The 18,307-nt window shown below is 72.4% G+C and carries 17 protein-coding genes and 1 riboswitch; of the genes, 4 read left to right on the top strand and 13 right to left on the bottom strand.

What is annotated here, in order from left to right:
- The 7 genes from HYQ63_RS35390 to HYQ63_RS35360 form a co-directional block, all read right to left on the bottom strand.
- Positions 1-285: a phosphoribosyl-ATP diphosphatase gene (locus HYQ63_RS35390; protein ID WP_009713585.1), complete on the bottom strand. Its 285-nt coding sequence runs from the start codon at positions 283-285 to the stop codon at positions 1-3.
- Positions 286-320: 35 nt separating this feature from the next.
- Positions 321-794: a 6,7-dimethyl-8-ribityllumazine synthase gene (gene ribH, locus HYQ63_RS35385; protein WP_179937812.1), complete on the bottom strand. Its 474-nt coding sequence runs from the start codon at positions 792-794 to the stop codon at positions 321-323.
- A 36-nt stretch (positions 795-830) separates the two neighbouring features.
- On the bottom strand, positions 831-2,177 hold the full coding sequence (locus HYQ63_RS35380) for a bifunctional 3,4-dihydroxy-2-butanone-4-phosphate synthase/GTP cyclohydrolase II (RefSeq protein ID WP_257232333.1): 1,347 nt from the start codon (positions 2,175-2,177) through the stop codon (positions 831-833).
- Entirely contained in the window at positions 2,174-2,869 is a 696-nt protein-coding gene (locus HYQ63_RS35375; protein ID WP_179937811.1) for a nicotinamide mononucleotide transporter family protein, read from the bottom strand. The genes HYQ63_RS35380 and HYQ63_RS35375 overlap by 4 nt, the downstream gene beginning before the upstream one ends.
- Positions 2,866-3,486 (bottom strand): riboflavin synthase, encoded by a 621-nt coding sequence (locus HYQ63_RS35370; protein WP_009713589.1) that lies wholly within the window; start codon positions 3,484-3,486, stop codon positions 2,866-2,868. Before HYQ63_RS35370 ends, HYQ63_RS35375 begins: the two co-directional genes overlap by 4 nt.
- 1 nt (position 3,487) lies before the next feature.
- Positions 3,488-4,576 carry a bifunctional diaminohydroxyphosphoribosylaminopyrimidine deaminase/5-amino-6-(5-phosphoribosylamino)uracil reductase RibD gene (gene ribD / locus HYQ63_RS35365; RefSeq protein WP_179940835.1) on the bottom strand — a complete coding sequence of 363 codons (1,089 nt, stop codon included), beginning with the start codon at positions 4,574-4,576 and terminating at the stop codon, positions 3,488-3,490.
- Positions 4,577-4,778: 202 nt separating this feature from the next.
- Positions 4,779-4,909: riboswitch (FMN riboswitch) on the bottom strand.
- Positions 4,910-5,048: 139 nt separating this feature from the next.
- Positions 5,049-6,353, bottom strand: a complete 1,305-nt coding sequence (locus HYQ63_RS35360) for an alginate lyase family protein (RefSeq protein WP_179937810.1) — start codon at positions 6,351-6,353, stop codon at positions 5,049-5,051.
- Positions 6,354-6,524: 171 nt separating this feature from the next.
- Here HYQ63_RS35360 and HYQ63_RS35355 point away from each other — a divergent pair, with 171 nt between their 5' ends.
- A complete protein-coding gene (locus HYQ63_RS35355; RefSeq protein ID WP_179937809.1) occupies positions 6,525-7,727 on the top strand; it encodes an MFS transporter in 1,203 nt (400 codons plus the stop codon).
- Here HYQ63_RS35355 and HYQ63_RS35350 read toward each other — a convergent pair.
- Entirely contained in the window at positions 7,724-9,187 is a 1,464-nt protein-coding gene (locus HYQ63_RS35350; RefSeq protein ID WP_179937808.1) for a hypothetical protein, read from the bottom strand. The genes HYQ63_RS35355 and HYQ63_RS35350 overlap by 4 nt on opposite strands.
- Positions 9,188-9,359: 172 nt before the next feature.
- Between HYQ63_RS35350 and HYQ63_RS35345 the strand changes: the two genes are divergently transcribed.
- A complete protein-coding gene (locus tag HYQ63_RS35345; protein ID WP_179937807.1) occupies positions 9,360-10,748 on the top strand; it encodes a uracil-xanthine permease family protein in 1,389 nt (462 codons plus the stop codon).
- An 18-nt stretch (positions 10,749-10,766) separates the two neighbouring features.
- Here HYQ63_RS35345 and HYQ63_RS35340 read toward each other — a convergent pair whose 3' ends face one another.
- Positions 10,767-11,621 carry a helix-turn-helix transcriptional regulator gene (locus HYQ63_RS35340; RefSeq protein WP_179937806.1) on the bottom strand — a complete coding sequence of 285 codons (855 nt, stop codon included), beginning with the start codon at positions 11,619-11,621 and terminating at the stop codon, positions 10,767-10,769.
- Positions 11,622-11,754: 133 nt separating this feature from the next.
- Here HYQ63_RS35340 and HYQ63_RS35335 point away from each other — a divergent pair, with 133 nt between their 5' ends.
- Together HYQ63_RS35335 and HYQ63_RS35330 are read left to right on the top strand one after the other, a co-directional pair.
- On the top strand, positions 11,755-12,639 hold the full coding sequence (locus HYQ63_RS35335; RefSeq protein ID WP_179937805.1) for an NAD(P)-dependent oxidoreductase: 885 nt from the start codon (positions 11,755-11,757) through the stop codon (positions 12,637-12,639).
- A gap of 115 nt (positions 12,640-12,754) precedes the next feature.
- Entirely contained in the window at positions 12,755-13,450 is a 696-nt protein-coding gene (locus HYQ63_RS35330) for a DUF5995 family protein (protein WP_179940833.1), read from the top strand.
- A gap of 6 nt (positions 13,451-13,456) precedes the next feature.
- Here HYQ63_RS35330 and HYQ63_RS35325 read toward each other — a convergent pair whose 3' ends face one another.
- From HYQ63_RS35325 to HYQ63_RS35310, 4 genes are all read right to left on the bottom strand, one after another.
- Positions 13,457-15,166 (bottom strand): NAD(P)/FAD-dependent oxidoreductase, encoded by a 1,710-nt coding sequence (locus HYQ63_RS35325; protein ID WP_179937804.1) that lies wholly within the window; start codon positions 15,164-15,166, stop codon positions 13,457-13,459.
- Positions 15,167-15,227: 61 nt separating this feature from the next.
- The gene (locus HYQ63_RS35320) at positions 15,228-16,025 is read right to left on the bottom strand and encodes a carbon-nitrogen hydrolase family protein (RefSeq protein ID WP_179937803.1); all 798 of its coding nucleotides are present in this window, start codon (positions 16,023-16,025) and stop codon (positions 15,228-15,230) included.
- Between the two features lie 188 nt (positions 16,026-16,213).
- Positions 16,214-16,669 (bottom strand): Lrp/AsnC family transcriptional regulator, encoded by a 456-nt coding sequence (locus HYQ63_RS35315; protein WP_179937802.1) that lies wholly within the window; start codon positions 16,667-16,669, stop codon positions 16,214-16,216.
- A gap of 10 nt (positions 16,670-16,679) precedes the next feature.
- Complete coding sequence (locus HYQ63_RS35310) at positions 16,680-18,152, bottom strand: amino acid permease (RefSeq protein ID WP_179937801.1); 1,473 nt, start codon at positions 18,150-18,152, stop codon at positions 16,680-16,682.
- Positions 18,153-18,307: the final 155 nt, after the last annotated feature.

Genomic DNA, 18,307 nt, shown 5'->3' with positions numbered 1-18,307 from the left:
TCAGAGGTGGGCGTAGACGTCGTCGAGGGTGAGCCCCTTGGCGACCATCATCACCTGGAGGTGGTAGAGGAGCTGCGAGATCTCCTCGGCGGCCGCCGCGTCGCTCTCGTACTCGGCGGCCATCCACACCTCGGCGGCCTCCTCGACGACCTTCTTGCCGATCGCGTGCACGCCGGACTGGAGCAGCTCGGCGGTACGGGACGTGGCGGGGTCGGCCGTGGCGGCCTTCTGCTGGAGCTCGGCGAAGAGCTCCTCGAACGTCTTCTTGGACATGGTGTGCGCCATCCTACTTGGACCGGACGGCTCGACTTCGCGCAGGTCTACGCGACGGACCGCAGGGTGACGGCGGTGGCGACGGCGGCGGTGACCGCCTCGTGCCCCTTGTCCTCGCTGGAACCGGCGATTCCGGCGCGGTCCAGGGCCTGCTCCTCGGTGTCGCAGGTCAGCACGCCGAAGCCGATGGGGACGCCGGTGTCCACGCTGACCTGGGTGAGGCCCTGGGTGACGCCCTGGCACACATAGTCGAAGTGGGGCGTGCCGCCCCGGATCACGACGCCCAGCGCCACGACCGCGTCGTAGCCGCGGTCCGCGAGGGCCTTGGCGACGACCGGCAGCTCGAAGCTGCCGGGCACCCGCAGCACGGTCGGCTCGGCGATGCCCAGCTCACCGAGGGCCCGCCGGGCGCCGTCGACCAGGCCGTCCATCACCTTCTCGTGCCACTGTGCGGCGATCACGGCCACACGCAGGTCCCCGCAGTTCTCCACGGACAGTTCGGGGGCACCCTTACCGCTCACGTCACTCCTCAATGTCTTATCTACGTACGGGTGGTTCTACTGGTTGCCGCAGGCGGACACGGGCTCCGGGGCGGCCGCCCGGCGGTCGCCCTCCAGCCAGGGCAGGTCGTGCCCCATCCGGTCCCGCTTGGTCCGCAGATAGCGCAGATTGTGCTCCCCGGCCTGGACGGGCATCGGCTCCCGGCCGGTGACCCGCAGCCCGTGGCGGACCAGGGCGGTGGTCTTCTCGGGGTTGTTGGTCATCAGCCGCAGGGAGCGCACGCCCAGGTCGGCCAGGATCTCGGCGCCCGCCGCGTAGTCGCGCGCGTCGGCGGGCAGGCCCAGCTCCAGGTTGGCGTCCAGGGTGTCCCGGCCCAGCTCCTGGAGCTGGTACGCGCGCAGCTTGGACAGCAGCCCGATGCCGCGTCCCTCGTGGCCGCGCAGGTACAGCACCACGCCGCGCCCCTCGGCGGTCACCCGCTCCAGGGAGGCGTGCAGCTGGGGGCCGCAGTCGCAGCGCAGCGAGTGGAAGACGTCACCGGTCAGGCATTCGGAGTGGACCCGGACCAGCACGTCCTCGCCGTCGCCGATGTCGCCCTGGACGAGCGCGATGTGCTCGACGCCGTCGGCGGTCGCGCGGTAGCCGTACGCCTGGAAGTCGCCGAAGGCGGTGGGCAGCCGGGTGGTGGCCTCGCGCCGCACGGCGGGCTCGGCGGCCCTGCGGTACGCGATCATGTCGGCGATCGAGATGATCGCGAGGTCGTGCTTGTGGGCGAAGGAGACCAGGTCGGGCAGGCGCAGCATCACGCCGTCCTCCCCCGCGATCTCGCAGATCACGGCCGCCGGGCGCAGTCCGGCCAGCCGGGCGAGGTCGACCCCGGCCTCGGTGTGGCCGTCGCGGGCGAGCACGCCGCCGGGGCGGGCGCGCAGCGGGAAGATGTGGCCGGGGCGCACGAGGTCCCCGGGCGTGGTGTCCGGGTCGGCCAGCAGGCGCAGCGTGGTGGCGCGGTCGGCGGCGGAGATACCGGTGCTGACGCCGTGTTCGGCGGTGGCGTCGACGGAGACGGTGAAGGCGGTCCCCATGGACTCGGTGTTGTCCTCGACCATCTGCGGGAGCCGCAGCCGGTCGAGGTCGTCGGCCTCCATGGGCGCGCAGATGAGCCCGCGGCACTCGTTCATCATGAAGGCGACGATCTCCGGGGTGACCGTCTCGGCGGCGGCGACGAGGTCGCCCTCGTTCTCCCGGTCCTCGTCGTCCACGACCACGACGGGGCGGCCCGCCGCGATGTCGGCGATCGCCCGCTCGACGGAGTCCAGCGCCAGTTCGTCGGGCGGCCACGCGCCCGCGGGGGCGTCGTCCTCGGCCACCGGTCGCGGCTGCGTCGTCACGTAGGCCTCGCTCATGACACTGACACTCCTTCCATTGCGGGTGTGGTCGCGCTCGGGGACGTCCGGGTGTTGGGGCACGTCCGGGTGTTCCCGGTACGGGAGCGCAGCCACCAGTCGCGCGCGCCCCACAGGACGAGGGCGAAGTAGATGACGTAGACGAGGCCGGAGAAGGCCAGTCCGCTGCTGAAGGCGAGCGGGACGCCGACCACGTCGACCAGCATCCACGCGAACCAGAACTCGATCAGGCCGCGGGCCTGGGCGACCATCGCGGCGAGGGTGCCGACGAAGATGTAGGCGTCGGGCCAGGGGTTCCAGGACAGTTCGGGGACCGCGGTGAACAGCGCGCCGACGGCGAGCGTGCCGACCGCGAGTCCGGTGAGGAGCGCCGCGCGCTCACGGCCGGTGGCGAAGCGGACGGCGATCGCGCCGCCCTCGTCGCGGCGGCCGTGCCGCCACTGCCGCCAGCCCCAGGCGGCGACGCCGATGACCAGGAGCTGCTTGCCGACGCCGCCGCTGAGGTGGGCGGAGGCGTAGGCGGCGACCAGGATGACGCCGGAGGCGAGCTGGACGGGCCAGGTCCACAGGGAGCGGCGGCGGCCGAGGGCGAGGGCGGCCAGGCCGATGGTGTTGCCGATCGCGTCCGACCACAGGATGTGCTGGCCGAATATCTGCCCGGCTTCGGCGCCCAGCCAGTCGAGGGCACTCATTCGATCGCCTTCTTGTCCTGGTCCGTGCCCCCGTGGGCGAGCAGGCGCTCGACGTATTTGGCGAGGACGTCCACTTCGAGGTTGACCGGGTCGCCCGGCTGTTTGACGCCGAGGGTGGTGAGGGCGAGCGTCGTCGGGATGAGGCTGACGGTGAAGTAGTCGGGGCCCGCGTCCACGACGGTCAGGCTGATGCCGTCGACCGTGATGGAGCCCTTCTCGACCACATAGCGGCCGAGTTCGGACGGCAGCGAGATCTTGACGATCTCCCAGTGTTCGGACAGCTTGCGCTCGATGAGCGTTCCGGTGCCGTCCACATGGCCCTGGACCAGATGGCCGCCGAGCCGCCCGCCGAGCGCCATGGGGCGCTCCAGGTTGACGCGCGAGCCGACGGCGAGCGCGCCGAGGCTGGAGCGGTCCAGGGTCTCGGCCATCACATCGGCGCTGAACCCGCCGTCCCCGGTGTCGACGACGGTGAGACAGACGCCGTTGACGGCGATGGAGTCGCCGTGCCGCGCACCTTCGGTGACGACGGGTCCGCGCACCTGGAAGCGGGACGCGTCGCCCAGGTTCTCGACGGCGACGATCTCACCCAGTTCTTCGACAATTCCGGTGAACACGTCAGTTCTCCTCGGCGAGGGTGGTGGTGGGTGCGACAGGGACGGCGGTGATGCGCAGATCGGGGCCGAGCCGGGTGACGTCGGCCGCATCCAGGCGCAACGCCTGCGCGATCGTGGTGATTCCGGCGTCGGCGAGGGCGGCGGGGCCCGCGCCGAGCAGTACGGGGGCGAGATAGCCGACGACCTTGTCGACGGCGCCCGCGGCGAGGAACGCCCCGGCGAGGGTGGGCCCGCCCTCCAGCAGGACGGAGCGGACGCCGCGTTCGTGGAGGGCGACGAGGAGCGCGGCGATGTCGAGCCCGCGCCCCGCTTCGGCGCGGGGCAGCCGCACGGTTTCCGTCCCGGCCGGGAGGTGCCCGGTGTCGGCGTCCTCGGCCACGGCGACGAGGGTGGGCGCGGCGTCGTCCAGGATGCGGGCGTCCGGCTTCAGCGCGGTCGCGTTGGTGTCGACGGCGACCCGCAGCGGCTGGGTGACGCCCTCCCGGTCGCGTACGGCGAGGTGGGGATCGTCGGCGCGCAGGGTGCCGGAGCCGACGACCACGGCGTCCGCCTCGGCGCGCAGCCGGTGCACATCGGCGCGGGCGGCGGCGGAGGTGATCCAGCGGCTGGTGCCGTCGGCCGCCGCGCTGCGGCCGTCGAGGGTGGCGGCGTACTTCCACAGCACGAAGGGGCGGCCGCGGCGCATCGCGGTCAGCCAGGCCTCGTTGACCGCCTCCGCCTCGTCGGCCAGCGGCCCGGGCGCGACGTCGACCCCGGCCGCGGCGAGGGTCGCGGCGCCGCCGCGCGCCTGGGCGGTGGGGTCGGCGACCGCGTAGCGGACGCGGGCGATCCCGGCGTCGAGGAGCGCCTGGGCGCAGGGTCCGGTGCGGCCGGTGTGGTTGCAGGGTTCGAGGGTGACCAGCGCGGTGCCGCCGCGGGCCCGCTCCCCCGCCGCGCGCAGGGCGTGCACCTCGGCGTGCGGGCCGCCGGCGCGCTGGTGCCAGCCCTCGCCGGCCGGCTGTCCTTCGGCGTCGAGGATGACGCAGCCGACGACGGGGTTGGGGCTGGTGTGGCCGAGACCGCGGGCGGCGAGCGCGACGGCGCGGCGCATGGCGCGGTCTTCGACCGCTGCGGTTGCCGCTGCTTCGGCTGCGGGGGCCACCGGGTCCTCCTGCCTCTTCGGGCACGGACTCCGGGGCTGTCGGAACGACATGGAACGGGAACGCCGCCGCCGGGGCGCCGGGATCGCCGTGTACGGCCCGCGCAGGAAACGCGGCCGCCACGAAGACGGCGCACCGGTGATGTCGCTACCGCCGCGCACTGCCTCCCATCCGGACTTTCACCGTCGGTCCAGGAATTTCACCTGGTCAACCGGCCGCTGGCGGCGGACGGGTCGCGGACTGTAACCGCCGGTTCGGATTTTCACCGACCCCGGAGTGCGCTGACGTCACTGGTACGGGTTCAGTGTGCCACGGCAATCAGCGCAGGTGGGAGACGGGGCCGGTGTGGGCTGGCTCACCCACCCGGCCCCGGGGGCTCATCCCCGCCCGATGCCGGTCCTCATCTCCGCGCGGCGCCGGGCCTCATCCCTGCGCGATGCTGTCGAGCTGTTCGACCGCGGGGCGCAGCGCCCACAGGTCGCCGCCCGGCGGGGCCTGGAGCTTGGGCAGGGCCGCGCGGGCCCGGCGGTCGCCCGCGTCGGCCGCCGCGTGCACGATGTCGCTCGCGGCGTACGCCTTGAACTCCAGGTCGGGGTACGGCCATGGCTTCGCCCCGGTGGCGGCGGGCAGCAGGAAGTCGACGGCCTTGAAGAGGTTCGAGCCGGTGGGGCCGGTGTAGTGCCAGAGGTCGACGCCGACGTGCCGCCCGATGGCCGCCATCCGGGTGTAGGCGACGAGGTTGAACGTGGAGTAGTGGAAGCTGCGGGTGCGGGCGAGTTCCTGGGGCTGGCTGCCGTCGGCCGCGATCTGGGTGTCGATCCGCTTGGTCCGGGCCTCGCGCAGCACCCTGCGGGCGAGGTCGCGGTCGCCCACGGCGGTGGCGATGGCGGCGACCTGCATGTCGGAGAAGGTGCCGTGATTGTTGTCGGCGGCGGCCTCCTCCTTGCCGAAGTCGCTGTTCACCAGCCAGTCCAGGAACTGCTTGTTCCAGGTGCGGAAGCCCGCGTGGTCGCCCTTGGTCCAGCCCGGGGCTCCGGTATCGAGGATGGCGGCGGCGTCCAGGAGGCTGGTGAAGCCCTGGGAGAAGTCGATGATGCCGATGGAGCGGCCGTCGTACTTGCACGGGATGAACTGGGCGTGGTTCAGGCTGGGGTTCATCCGGGTCGCCGGGGTGACGAACCAGGTGCGCAGGATGTCGGCGGCGTGCTCGGCGTAGCCGCGCTTGCCGGTGTAGTACCACGCGAGGGACAGCTCGTAGGCGGATTCGAAGACCTTCCCGACCTCGGGACGGTCCGTCATCTTGTCCACATCGGGGTTGCGTTGGCCATCCTTCTGAACATAGGGGCAGCCATACGGATTGTCGTCGGTCTTGGGCTTGCTCGGCCACCAGTAGGGGGCCTGGCTGAAGTAGTCGTGCTTGTCACCGCTGGGCGGCACCTGGTCCTTGTCGGTGACGGTCCACGGCCCCTGGGTTAACCACTGGTCGGCCTGGGTGGTCAGATCGCGCAGGGTCCGCTTCAGCGCCCGGTCTCCGAGCTGGAGTTTCACCTTGGTCAGGGCCAGTCGGGGGCCGTCGAGGACCACCGTGCCCGGCACCCGGCCGGGCCATCGGCCGCGCTCGGCGCCGTGGGCGGACGGCGTCGCCAGGGCGGCCAGGAGGAGGAGCAGGGCGGCGAGGGCGACGATCGCGCGGGTGGGTCTCCCGCGCTCCGCTGGAGTCGCAACCATCGGGCACTCCAATCAGATATCTGAACCGAATTCAGAATCGAGATTGGTGGTCAGATTAGGGATGGATCATGACCACGACAAGAGATGGCGCTGAAATAGCCTTGAGCTGACCCGCGGAGCATGCGCAGAGTACGCACATGAGCAGCGACGAGCAGCGGTACGAAGCCGCCCATGAGTGACGTACGGCGCGCCCGCATGGCCGTCGCCACGGTGTTCGCGGTCCACGGCGCGGTCACCGGCAACTTCGCCACCCGTATCCCCTGGGTGCAGGAGCAGTTGGGCATCAGCGCCGGACAACTCGGGATCGCCCTCGCCTTCCCCGCCATCGGCGCCTCCTGCGCGATGCCGCTGGCCGGGGCGGTCAGCCACCGCTTCGGCGCCCGCGCCGCGCTGCGCGGACTGATCGCCCTGTGGTGTCTGTCCCTGGTCCTGCCCCCGCTCGCCCCCGGCCTGGTGTGGCTGTGCGGGGCGCTCTTCGTGTACGGGGCGACCGCCGGGATGGCCGATGTCGCCATGAACGCCCTCGGCGTGGAGATCGAGGAACGGCTCGGCCGGTCGATCATGTCCGGGCTGCACGGCATGTGGAGCGCGGGAGCGCTGCTCGGCTCGGCGGCGGGCACGGTCGCCGCCCACGCGGACACCGACGCCCGGGTGCACCTCGGGATCGCCGCCGCCGTGCTCACGCTGCTGGGCACCGTCGCCTGCCGGTGGGTCCTCGACCTGCGCAGCGCCCCCGAGGAGCATCCGCCGCCGCGCTTCGCCCTGCCGCCCCGGTCCGCGCTGGTCATCGGCGCGGTGGGGTTCTGCGCGGTCTTCGCCGAGGGCGCCAGCCTGGACTGGTCGGCGGTCTATCTGCGTGAGGTGCTGGACTCCTCCCCCGGCGTCGCCGCCGCCTGTACCACGGCGTTCTCCTGCATGATGGCCGCGGCCCGGTTCGCCGGTGACGCGGTCGTGGGCCGGATCGGTCCGGTGCGGACCGTTCGGGCGGGCGGCGTGCTGGCCACGCTCGGCGGCGTGCTCGTGGTCACGGCCACGGTCCCGGGGCAGGCGATCGCCGGATTCGGCCTCATCGGCCTGGGCATCGCCGTCGTCGTCCCCCTCGCCTTCGCCGCCGCCGGGCGCAGCGGCCCGGCCCCGAGCCAGGCGATCGCGGGCGTCGCGACGATCACGTACACCTCGGGTCTGATCGCCCCGGCGGCCATCGGCTCGATCGCCGACATGACCTCGCTGACCGCCTCGTTCGGCCTGGTCACGGCGCTGGCGCTGGGGCTGGTGGCCGGGGCCGGGGTGCTGCGCCGGGCCACCGCGCCGGCCCCGGACGCCGCCCCCGAGCCCGGCCGGGCGGACCGCGCCGCCGATACGACGGCCTCCTAGCGGCTCACGAACTCCGTAGTGGTGAACGAGGTATTGTCCCGGAAGCCGGTGCCGTCGGTGATCCACCAGTGGGTGGGCTGCTCGCCGTAGGTGCCGAACAGGGTGCCGGATCCCCAGTTCAGGATCAGTTCGTCCGTGTCGTCGCCGTCGAAGTCGGCGGCCCCCGCGGGCCGGGCGTGCCGCCACTTCGCGGGCGTCTTCTCGCCGTCCGCCTTCGCGGGCCCCTGCCGCGTGACCCGGGTGCGCTTGTCGCCGTCGATGAGGGTGGCCCCCTCGTACGTGGCGACCAGGACGCCGTCGCGGCCGTCGCCGTCCGGGTCGGCGGCCGCGAACCCGCCGGGCCCGTAGTCGGTGCTCGCCCCCTTGGGCGCCTCCGGCAGCCGGTGTGTGACGGGGGCGCCGCCGCTGCCGGGATACAGGGCCAGCGATCCGGAGACATCCGGCGGCTCGGTCTCGTTGCCGGGTTCGTCGTTGCGGGAGCCGTCGTCCCCGATGGCCACATCGCGCTGCCCGTCGCCGTCGAAGTCGCCGAACGCATGGGCGTTCCCGGCGCGCAGCTTCCTGCCCTCGGCGGACAGGCCCGAGCCGCGACGGGCCGGGTAGAGGGTGTTGCCGGACTGCTCGCCGTCGCTGATGGCGTGGACCAGCAGGGCGGTCGCGCGGGCCTTGCCGGACGGGTCGATGGCGTCCGCGGCCAGGTCCCCGTCCGTCCACGGCAGGGAGGTGTCGGTGCGCTTCGCCTCGCCGGAGCGGGTGAACGGGCCGTACAGCACCACCGCGGAGGACTGGTTCCGGGCGAGCCCCGCGAGGTCGTGGTGGCCGTCGCCGTCGAAGTCGCCGCGCACCACGGAGGTCACGCCCAGCTTCGACGCGCTCTCCGGCAGCCGCACCGGGGTCGCGCCGGTCCCCTTCCCGGGCCCGCCGGGTCCGCCCCAGGTGACGTGCGGGACGGTGCGCGCGGCGCTGATGTTCCCGTCCTCGGCCATCTCCCCCTCCACGGTCGTCACGACGTCCGAGAAGCCGTCGCCGTCCAGATCGGCGGTCACCACGTCGTCCGTGGGGACGTGGTCGGACCCGGCGCCGGGGGTGGTGTCCCGCACGGCGGGCAGGCCCAGGTCGCGGCGGCCGTGGACGGTGCGCGTCGCGGGGTCGAGACCCTTCGCCGAGCCGTAGACCACCGCGACCCGCTCGTCACGGCCGACCTTCGCCGGATCGCGCCGGGCCGGGGCGGGCAGCACGAGGTCACGGTGGCCGTCCCCGTTGAGGTCGTCCGGGTCCTTCGACCCCTTTCCATGGCCCGGTGCCCGGCTCTCGGCAGGAGCGCTGGGCTGCCCCTTGTACCCCTTGTGCCCCTTGGAGGAGGACGGCTCGCCGCCGTCCGGGCCGCATCCGGTGAGCGGCGCGAGTGCCAGGCAGAGAGCGCCGGCGGCGAGGGCGTGGGAGGTGGATCGAGATGCCATGCGCGCCACCCTCACACCCCGCGCGGCGCCAACTCCAGGGCGGCGGTTGGACTGTTGCCCAGTTGTCGATCAACCGTGCGGTGACGGGCTCGATCGAGGGCCGAGCGGCGCGTTTTCGGCCAACTAACATTGCTCCGATCCCCCCGTTCACGGAAACCGAAGTGGAGCAGTCATGGGCCTCGGCGTGCGCTGGACCCTGCACGGCGACGGGCGCACCCCCGCCCCCGGAGCCGTCGTCCGGCCGGATGAACGGCTGTCGTGGCCGAGGACGGCGGGCCTCGGCGCGCAGCATGTCGTGGCGATGTTCGGCGCCAGCTTCGTCGCCCCCGTACTGATGGGCCTCGACCCCAACCTCGCGATCATGATGTCCGGGGTCGCGACCATGCTGTTCCTGCTGGCCACCCGCGGCCGGGTGCCCAGCTATCTGGGATGCAGCCTGTCGTTCGTCGGCGTGGCCGCGGTGATCCGGGCGCAGGGCGGCGGCAGCGCCGCTGTCACCGGGGCGATCCTGGTCGTGGGCGGCGCGCTCCTGCTGAGCGGGCTTGCGGTACGGCGGTTCGGGGCGCGCATCATCCACGCGGCGATGCCGCCCGTGGTGACCGGTGCGGTGGTGATGCTGATCGGCTTCAACCTCGCGCCGGTGACCGCCTCGACGTACTGGCCCGCCGACCAGTGGACCGCGCTGCTGACCATGCTGGTCACCGGGGCGGCCGTGGTCTGTCTGCGCGGCTTCTGGTCCCGCATCGCGATCTTCCTGGGGCTGCTCTTCGGCTACGCGATCTCCTGGGTCTTCGACCGCGTCTTCGGCACGATCCACTCGATCGGCGGCAGCGGGAAGGTCACCGACCACTGGCGGCTGGACCTGTCCGGCGTCGCCAAGGCCGACTGGGTCGGACTGCCGTCCCTGCACGCGCCCGAGTTCCACTGGTCGGCGATCCTGGTCGCGCTGCCGGTCGTCATCGCGCTGATCGCCGAGAACGCCGGGCATGTGAAGGCCGTCGGCGAGATGATCGGCGACCCGCTGGACGACCAGCTCGGCACGGCGATCGCGGCGGACGGCGCCGCGACCGTGCTGTCCACCGCGGTCGGCGGCCCGGCCACCACCACGTACTCCGAGAACATCGGCGTCATGGCCGCCACCCGTGTCTACTCCACCGCCGCCTACTGGGCCGCGGCCGGATTCGCCCTCCTCTTCGGGCTGTGCCCGAAGTTCGGCGCGGTCGTGGCGGCGGTGCCGGGTGGGGTGCTGGGCGGGATCACGGTGATCCTGTACGGCATGATCGGGCTGCTCGGTGCGCAGATCTGGGTGCACAACGACGTGGACCTGCGGAACCCGCTGAACCTGGTGCCGGTGGCGGCGGGCGTGGTCATCGGCGTCGGGGGCGTGAACCTGAAGATCAGCGACAACTTCGAGCTGAGCGGGATCGCGCTCGGGACGATCGTGGTGATCGTCGGCTATCACGCGCTGCGGGCGCTGGCTCCGGAGCACCTGAAGCCGTCGCGGGAACCGCTGCTGGACGCGGGGACGAGCACGTACGACGACGACAGCCGCGCGCCGTAGGGGGATCCGGCCCCGGGGTCAGCCGCTGGGGGTCAGGTCCTGGAGGCCCACCACCCGCAGCAGTTCCAGGCGTTCGGCCGACTCCGTGCCCGGGACCGCCGTGTGGACGATCAGGCGCTGGGCGTGTTCCGCGCTCAGCAGGACCTCGCACTCCAGCTCCAGCGCCCCCACCACCGGGTGCACGAACCGCTTGACGGTCGAGCGGCGCACCGCGACCTCGTGCGTCTCCCACAGCGCCGCGAACTCCGCGCTGGCCGCGCGCAGTTCGGCGACCAGGGCCGCCGGGCCCGGGTCGTCGGGGCGGGCGGCGACCACGGCGCGGAGGTTGGCGACGTGGGTGCGGGCGTGCTCCTTCATGTCCTCGGTCGGGAAGAGCCCGGAGTCGGAGTCCTGCGGCGGCCGGAGGAAGAAGCTCCGGACGATGTTGCGGTCGCCCGGCGGGCGTGCGCAGATGTCGCCGACCAGGGCGGCCGCCATCGCGTTCTGCGCCAGCACATCGCCCCAGTCGGTGATCACCTGCGCCGGGGTGTCGTACAGCCGGTCCAGGACCCGCAGCAGTCCGGGGCGTACATGCCCGGAGGTGGTGCGGTCGCGCGGCGGTTCCTCCCCGACCAGGTGGAAGAGGTGGTCGCGTTCGTCGTCGGTGAGCCGGAGCGCACGCGCGAGCGCGGTCAGCATGTGGCGGGACGGCCGCGGGCCGCGGGCCTGTTCCAGCCGGGTGTAGTAGTCCGGGGACATGCCGGTGAGCTGGGCGACCTCCTCCCGGCGCAGCCCGGGCGTACGCCGCCGCGGGCCGGGGGTCAGCCCCACGTCGGCGGGGCCGAGGCGGGCGCGGCAGCGGCGCAGGAAGTCCGCGAGTTCCGTACGGTGCACGGCTCCATCGTCGCGCCGCGGCCGTTCCGTATCCAGGGTCTGCCGATCCCTGGATACGCAGGTCTCTCCCGTCGCTCCACCGCCCGGCGCAGGCTGACCACCAAGCGATCAAGAGCGAAGGATGGATGATCGAATGCCGTTGATTCTGGTGACGGGTGTGACAGGGCGCGTGGGGCAGCGGTTCACGAAGCGGCTGCTGGAGGGGGCCCGGTCCGGTACCGAGGTACGGGTGCTGGTCCGCGACGAGGAGCGGGGCGCGCCGTTCGCGGCGCTCGGCGCGCAGGTCGCGGTGGGTGATCTGCGCGAGGAGAAGGACCTGCGGAAGGCGATGGACGGGGCGCACGCCGTGGTCAACATCGCGGCGGCGTTCCGCGGGGTGCCGGACGAGGAGGCGTGGGCGGTCAACCGGGACGCCGCGGTCGCGCTGGGACGGGCCGCGGTCGAGGCGGGCACGAGCCGGTTCGTCCAGGTCAGCACCAACCTCACGTACGGCGCCTCGCGCGGGCGGCCGCTGGTGGAGGACGACGAGAGCGTGCCCGGCGGCCTGCTGTGGGGCGCGTACCCCGCCTCGAAGGCGGAGGCCGAGCGGGAGCTGCTGGCACTGCACCGACAGCACGGTCTCGACCTGCGGATCGGCAGTCTGGCCTTCGTGTACGGGGACGGCGATCCGCATCTGGCCGAGGCGCTCCGGCTGGGCGGGACCTGGGCCGGGAACCAGCGGGTGGCCATGGTCCACCACGCGGATGTGACGCAGGCGCTGCTGCGGCTGCTGCGCGCCCCCGGCGGTACGGCGGGCGGCTCGGTGTCCGGGCGGAAGTACAACATCGTGGACGACGCCCCGGCGACCGTCGTCGAGCTGCACCAGATCCTCGGGGCGCCGCTCCCCGAGGGCCTCACCGAGCGGACGGACGGCGACACCTGGTTCGGCTGCACCTCGAACCTGCGGCTGCGCGAGGAGCTGGGCTGGCGTCCGCTGTACCCGACGATGTGGACGGCCCGCGACGCGGGCGCGCTGTAGACGCGCGCGCTGTAACGGTCCTCACCGAACCCCGAACCGTTGCGCCGTCCGGGGGATGTGACGGCCCACCGGTACCCGGGCCCGCGTGTGCGCTGCCACGCTGTCCCCCATGACGATGCCCGCCCAGCGGCTGGACGCGCCGCGCACCGTGCAGAGCGTCGTGGCGCGCATGAGCGCGCTCGGCGCGGCGCTGCCGCCCGAGGACGGGGTGGCGGTCTTCAACCGGGTGTATCTGTCGGTCACCGAGGAGGTCGGCCGCCGCCTCGGCACCGGCTACTTCCAGGACCCGGCCGCCACCGAGGAGTTGGACGTACGGTTCGCCGCCCGCTATCTGGCGGCGGTCGACGCGGGGGTGGCCGGGCGGCGGCCACCGGCCTGCTGGCGGCCGCTGTTCGAGCTGCGCGCCCACCCTTCCGTCCGCCCGGTGCAGTTCGCGCTGGCCGGGATCAACGCCCACATCGGGCATGACCTGGCGCTCGCGCTGGTGGACACCTGCCGGTCCCGGGGCGCGGAACCGGCCGCCCTGGAGGGCGACTTCGACCGGGTCGGGGCGCTGCTCGCCGGGCTGGAGGAGCGGATCCGGGAGGAGCTGATGCCCGGCCCGGATCTGCTGGAGGCGGCCGACCCGCTGACCCATCTGGTCGGCTCGTGGAGCCTGGACAAGGCGCGGGACGCCGCATGGTCGGCGTTCCGCGCCCTGTGGGGACTGCGGGCGCTGCCGGAGCTGGTGGAGGAGTTCGCGGAGCGGATCGACAAGAGCGTGGGGCTCGTCGGGCGCTGTCTGCTCACTCCCCTGCCGTCCGGCGGCTGAGGGCGCTCAGTCCTCGGGGAGTTCGACGGGCGCGATCTCGTCGTACACGTCGCCCGGCCCCGGGTTGCCCGGGTCGGTGGCGCCACCGAAGCGGTGCATGACGCCCCACACCGCGTTCAGCGCGGTCTGTACGGCGCCCTCGGCCCAGCCCGCGGTCCAGGAGATGTCGTCCCCCGCGAGGAAGATGCCGCGCTGATCGGCAGGCAGCCGGTCCTGCATGAAGTGGGTGAACAGCCGCCGCTGGTAGCGGTAGTGGCCGGGCAGGTTGGCCTTGAACGCGCCCATGAAGTACGGCTCGTTCTCCCACGACACCGTGACCGGGCTGCCGATGATGTGCTTGCGGATGTCGACCTTCGGATAGATCTCCGACAGCGACTTCAGCATGACCTCCATCCGTTCGTTGGCGGACAGCGGCAGCCACTTGAGGCTGTCGTCGCACCAGGTGTACGAGAGGCAGATGACGGCGGGCCGGTCCGGGCCGTTGTCCAGGAGGTACGTACCGCGGGTCATCCGGTCGGTGAGCGTCATGCTCATCGTGTCCCGGCCGGTCTCCTCGTCCTTGTCGAGCCAGAACGGCCGGTCGACGGGCACGAAGAGCTTGCTGGACTCCATGTAGTGGGTGCGCTCGATCGCCGTCCAGTGGTCGATCGGGAAGAGCGAGTCATCGCAGTCGATCTTGGAGAGCAGCATCCAGGACTGCGCGGTGAAGACGACCGCCCCGTACGAGCGGATGTCACCGTTCGCGTCCGTCACCACGATCCGGTCGCCCGCGGCGCGGTGCAGCCGGGTCACGGCCGGGCGCGGCGCGCCGTCGTGCAGGGAGGACAGCGAGGTGCCCTGCGCCCAGTGGACGATCTTCTCGGGCTCGCGCTCCCACAGCCGCAGCGGAAGCTGCTGGCTGCCGCCGACGATGCCGCGGTGGTGGTCGTCGGCCTCGGTGTAGACGACGCGGAGGATCTCCAGGATGGAGTTGGGGAAGTCGGTGTCCCAGCCGCCGGTGCCGAAGCCGACCTGGCCGAAGATCTCCCGGTGGCGGAAGGACGTGAAGGCGGAGGAGTCGCAGAGGAAGCCGTAGAACGTCTGGTTGTCGAGCTTCTCCACGAGCTTCGCCCAGATCTCGCGGATGCGCGGGACGTCGCGTTCGCGGATGGCGCGGTTCATGTCGGAGAAGTCGGCACCCTCCTCCAGGCAGGCGTTCCAGGCGTCCGCGACCTCCCGGTACACCTGCGGCAGGTCGTCGATGGTGCGGGCGTAGTGCGACTCGCCCTTGAGGTCGACGACGGTGGAGGGGGTGTCGGGGGCCAGCGGGTTGGGGAACGGCTCGGTGGTGAGGCCGACCAGGTCGATGTAGTGCTGGAGCGCGGTGGAGGACGGCGGGAACCGCATCGCGCCCATCTCGGCGGTCAGCTCCTGGTCACAGCCCTCGAACCCGACGGTGCGCAGCCGTCCGCCGATCCGGTCGGCCTCGTACACGACGGGCCGCAGGCCCATCTTCATCAGCTCGTACGCGGTCACGATGCCGGACAGTCCGCCGCCGATGACCGCGACCTCGCTGCCGTGCTCGGTCGCCGGTATCTGGCCGAGGCCCGCGGGGTGGGCGAGGAAGTCGTCGTAGGCGTACGGGAAGTCCGGGCCGAACATCGTGACGGGCGGAAGGGTGTCGGCGTGCTCGGACTCGTGCTCGTCATGGACGGCGGTGGGCACCGTGGACGTCATCGGGTACGGACTCCTTGCGGATCGAGCGACGGTGAGGGGGGAAGGTGAGGGTGGCGGGGTCTCAGCCGAGGGACCCGTACAGCCCGGGGCGGCGGTCGCGCAGATACGGGTTGATCCGGCGCGAGGTGGCCAGCAGCCGGGGGTCGGCGTCGCCGAGGACGAGTTCCTCGGAGCGCCCGGCCCGTGCGCGCATGGTGCCGTCGGGCCCGGCCAGGCAGCTCAGCCCGATGAAGTCGAATTCGCCCTCGGGGCCGCTGCGGTTGACGTACGCGATGTACATCTGGCTCTCGAAGGCCCGTACCGGGACGAGGGATTCCGCGACGAACTGGAAGGGGTGCATCTGCGCGGTCGGCACCAGCAGCAGATCGGTCCCGGCCAGGGCGTGGGCCCGGACGTTCTCCGGGAACTCCACGTCGTAGCAGATCAGGATGCCGATGGTCAGCCCGCCCAGCTCGGCCTGGACGACGGGGGCGTCGCCCGGGGTGAACCAGTCGTTCTCGAAGCACCCGAAGAGGTGGGTCTTGCGGTAGTTGGCGAGCGGGGCACCGTCCGGGCCGACCAGGCGGGCGGAGTTGTGGACGGCCTGCCCGGCGCGCTCCGGGTAGCCGTAGAGGACGGCGATGCCGTGCTCGGCGGCGATCTCGGCCACGGCCCGGCCGCTGGGCCCGTCGGCGGGCTCGGCCAGCCGGTGCACACCGTCGCCGATGGCGTAGCCCGTGAGGAACATCTCGGATGTGACCAGCAGCTTGGCCCCGTCCGCGGCGGCGCGCTCGGCGGCGGCGTCGAGGGCCTTGAGGTTACGGGCGGGGTCGCCGGGGTGACCGGAGCTCTGGAGCAGGGCGGTGCGCAGCGGCGGCATGGAGACCTCTGGGGAGACGTGACGTACGCAGAAAACGGTACGTTGCGCCGAGAACGACCGACAAGGCGCGATCGTTGCGCGCTCGCCGTGGATCCGTTACGGGTTTTCGGCCCGGTACGGCGATTCGTTGCGCCGGGGCCGGAGCGACAACAGCCGCTCCGGCCCCGGGGCACTACGCGGGGGCGCGCCTACGCGGGGGCGCCCGAGGTGTAGCGCCGCAGCAGCGGCGACAGCACCAGCACCGACTTGGTGCGCTCCACGAACGGCTCGCCCGCTATCCGCTCCAGCACCCGCTCGAAGTGGCGCATGTCGGCGGCGAAGACCTGGACGACGGCGTCCGCGTCGCCGGTGACGGTCGACGCGGACGCCACCTCCGGGTAGCGCGACAGGCCCCGGCGGATGTCGTCGGGCGAGGTGTTGTGGCGGCAGTACAGCTCGACGAACCCCTCGGTCTCCCAGCCCAGCGCCGCCGGGTCCACCCGTACGGTGAAGCCGGTGATGGCGCCGTCGGCCCGCAGCCGGTCCACCCGCCGTTTGACGGCGGGGGCGGACAGGCCGACCAGTTCGCCGATGTCGGCGTAGGAGCGGCGGGCGTCTTCGGCGAGGGCGTGGACGATGCGTTCGTCGAGGTCGTTCAGTCGCACTGCGGGGGAGTCACTTCTCTGCTGTGGCCAGTCGGGATCGGCGCATGCCGTATGCGAAGTACAGCACAAGCCCGACGGCCATCCAGACACCGAAGACCACCCAGGTCACGAGTTCCAGACTGTTCATCATCCACAGGCACAGCCCGAAGCCGATGAGCGGGAAGAGCGGCGACAGCGGCACCCGGAAGGTCCGCGTCATATCGGGCCGGGTCCGGCGCAGCACGATCACGGCGATGTTGACCAGCGCGAACGCGAAGAGCGTGCCGATGCTGGTGGCGTCGGCGAGCTGGCCGAGCGGGACCGCGGCGGCGAGGATGCCGCAGAAGAGCGAGACGATGACGGTGTTGGCGCGCGGCACCCCGGTCCCGGCGTGGACCTTGGAGAAGACCGGGGGCACCAGCCCGTCGCGGGACATCGCGAAGAGGATGCGGGTCTGGCCGTAGAGCACGGTCAGCACCACGGAGGCGATCGCGACGACCGCGCCGGCCGCCAGCACCACGCCCCAGAAGCTCTGGCCGGTCACGTCCTCCATGATCCCGGCGAGCGCGGCCTCGGTGCCCGAGAACCTCTTCCACGGCAGGGCGCCCACCGCGACCGCCGCGACCAGGCAGTACAGGGCGGTGACGATGACGAGCGAGAGCATGATCGCGCGGGGCAGGTCGCGCTGCGGGTTCTTCGCCTCCTCACCGGCCGTGGAGGCGGCGTCGAAGCCGATGTACGAGAAGAAGAGGGTGGCCCCGGCGGCGCTGACGCCCGCCATGCCCAGCGGCATGAACGGCGTGTAGTTCCCGGCCCGGATGCCGGTGAAGGCGACGGCGCAGAACAGGATCAGCGCGGCGACCTTCACCCCGACCATGATCGCGTTGGCCCGGGCGCTCTCCTTGGCGCCGCCCAGCAGGAAGGCCATGGACAGCAGCACCACGAGCAGCGCGGGCAGGTTGAAGATGCCGCCGTCGCCGGGCGGGGCGGCCAGCGCGTCGGGGATGGTGATGCCGAGCGTGCCGTTCAGCAGCTCGTTGAGGTACTCGCCCCAGCCGACGGCGACGGCCGCGACGGAGACGCCGTACTCCAGGATCAGGCACCAGCCGCACACCCAGGCGACCAGCTCGCCCATGGTGGCGTACGCGTACGAGTACGAGGACCCGGAGACCGGGATGGTGCCCGCCAGCTCCGCGTACGAGAGCGCGGAGAACAGCGCGGTGAGCCCGGCTATGACGAAGGACACGATGACCGCGGGGCCCGCGTCCGGCACCGCCTCGCCGAGGACGACGAAGATGCCGGTGCCCAGCGTCGCGCCGATGCTGATCATGGTCAGCTGCCAGACGCCCATGGAGCGCCGCAGGCTCCCGCCCTCGCCCTGGCCGCCCTCGGCGACCAGCCGCTCCACCGGTTTGCGCCGCATCAGTCGGGCGCCGAGCCCGCCGGCCGGAGGCCCTGCCTCCGGTCGTTGGGCGGTGGGAGGGGCTGTGCCGTGCTCCAACACGTGGGTGGCTCCTTAATCGCTGCCATCGGCTTGGTGTCTGGTGGCGTACGACCGAACGCGGGCATAGGGATGCCCGGTGACAAATCCGCAGGTGGGAATCGCCAAGCAGTCGGCCTCCGCCACTCAGCGTCAGCGCAAGACCCTATGAGTCGTCC

It is taken from the genome of Streptomyces sp. Rer75, assembly GCF_013414305.1.
Lineage (GTDB): Bacteria > Actinomycetota > Actinomycetes > Streptomycetales > Streptomycetaceae > Streptomyces > Streptomyces himastatinicus.
Note: the sequence above shows the minus strand (reverse complement) of the source record. Positions and strands in the feature narration are given on the sequence as shown.

Coding starts and splice junctions, on each gene's coding strand:
- HYQ63_RS35355 (WP_179937809.1), top strand. CDS start 6,525: ATGAGTGACGTACGGCGCGCCCGCATGGCCGTCGCCACGGTGTTCGCG.
- HYQ63_RS35380 (WP_257232333.1), bottom strand. CDS start 2,177: ATGAGCGAGGCCTACGTGACGACGCAGCCGCGACCGGTGGCCGAGGAC.
- HYQ63_RS35360 (WP_179937810.1), bottom strand. CDS start 6,353: ATGGTTGCGACTCCAGCGGAGCGCGGGAGACCCACCCGCGCGATCGTC.
- HYQ63_RS35330 (WP_179940833.1), top strand. CDS start 12,755: ATGCCCGCCCAGCGGCTGGACGCGCCGCGCACCGTGCAGAGCGTCGTG.
- HYQ63_RS35390 (WP_009713585.1), bottom strand. CDS start 285: ATGGCGCACACCATGTCCAAGAAGACGTTCGAGGAGCTCTTCGCCGAG.
- HYQ63_RS35335 (WP_179937805.1), top strand. CDS start 11,755: ATGCCGTTGATTCTGGTGACGGGTGTGACAGGGCGCGTGGGGCAGCGG.
- ribD (WP_179940835.1), bottom strand. CDS start 4,576: ATGCGCCGCGCCGTCGCGCTCGCCGCCCGCGGTCTCGGCCACACCAGC.
- HYQ63_RS35375 (WP_179937811.1), bottom strand. CDS start 2,869: ATGAGTGCCCTCGACTGGCTGGGCGCCGAAGCCGGGCAGATATTCGGC.
- HYQ63_RS35350 (WP_179937808.1), bottom strand. CDS start 9,187: ATGGCATCTCGATCCACCTCCCACGCCCTCGCCGCCGGCGCTCTCTGC.
- HYQ63_RS35325 (WP_179937804.1), bottom strand. CDS start 15,166: ATGACGTCCACGGTGCCCACCGCCGTCCATGACGAGCACGAGTCCGAG.
- HYQ63_RS35345 (WP_179937807.1), top strand. CDS start 9,360: ATGGGCCTCGGCGTGCGCTGGACCCTGCACGGCGACGGGCGCACCCCC.
- HYQ63_RS35320 (WP_179937803.1), bottom strand. CDS start 16,025: ATGCCGCCGCTGCGCACCGCCCTGCTCCAGAGCTCCGGTCACCCCGGC.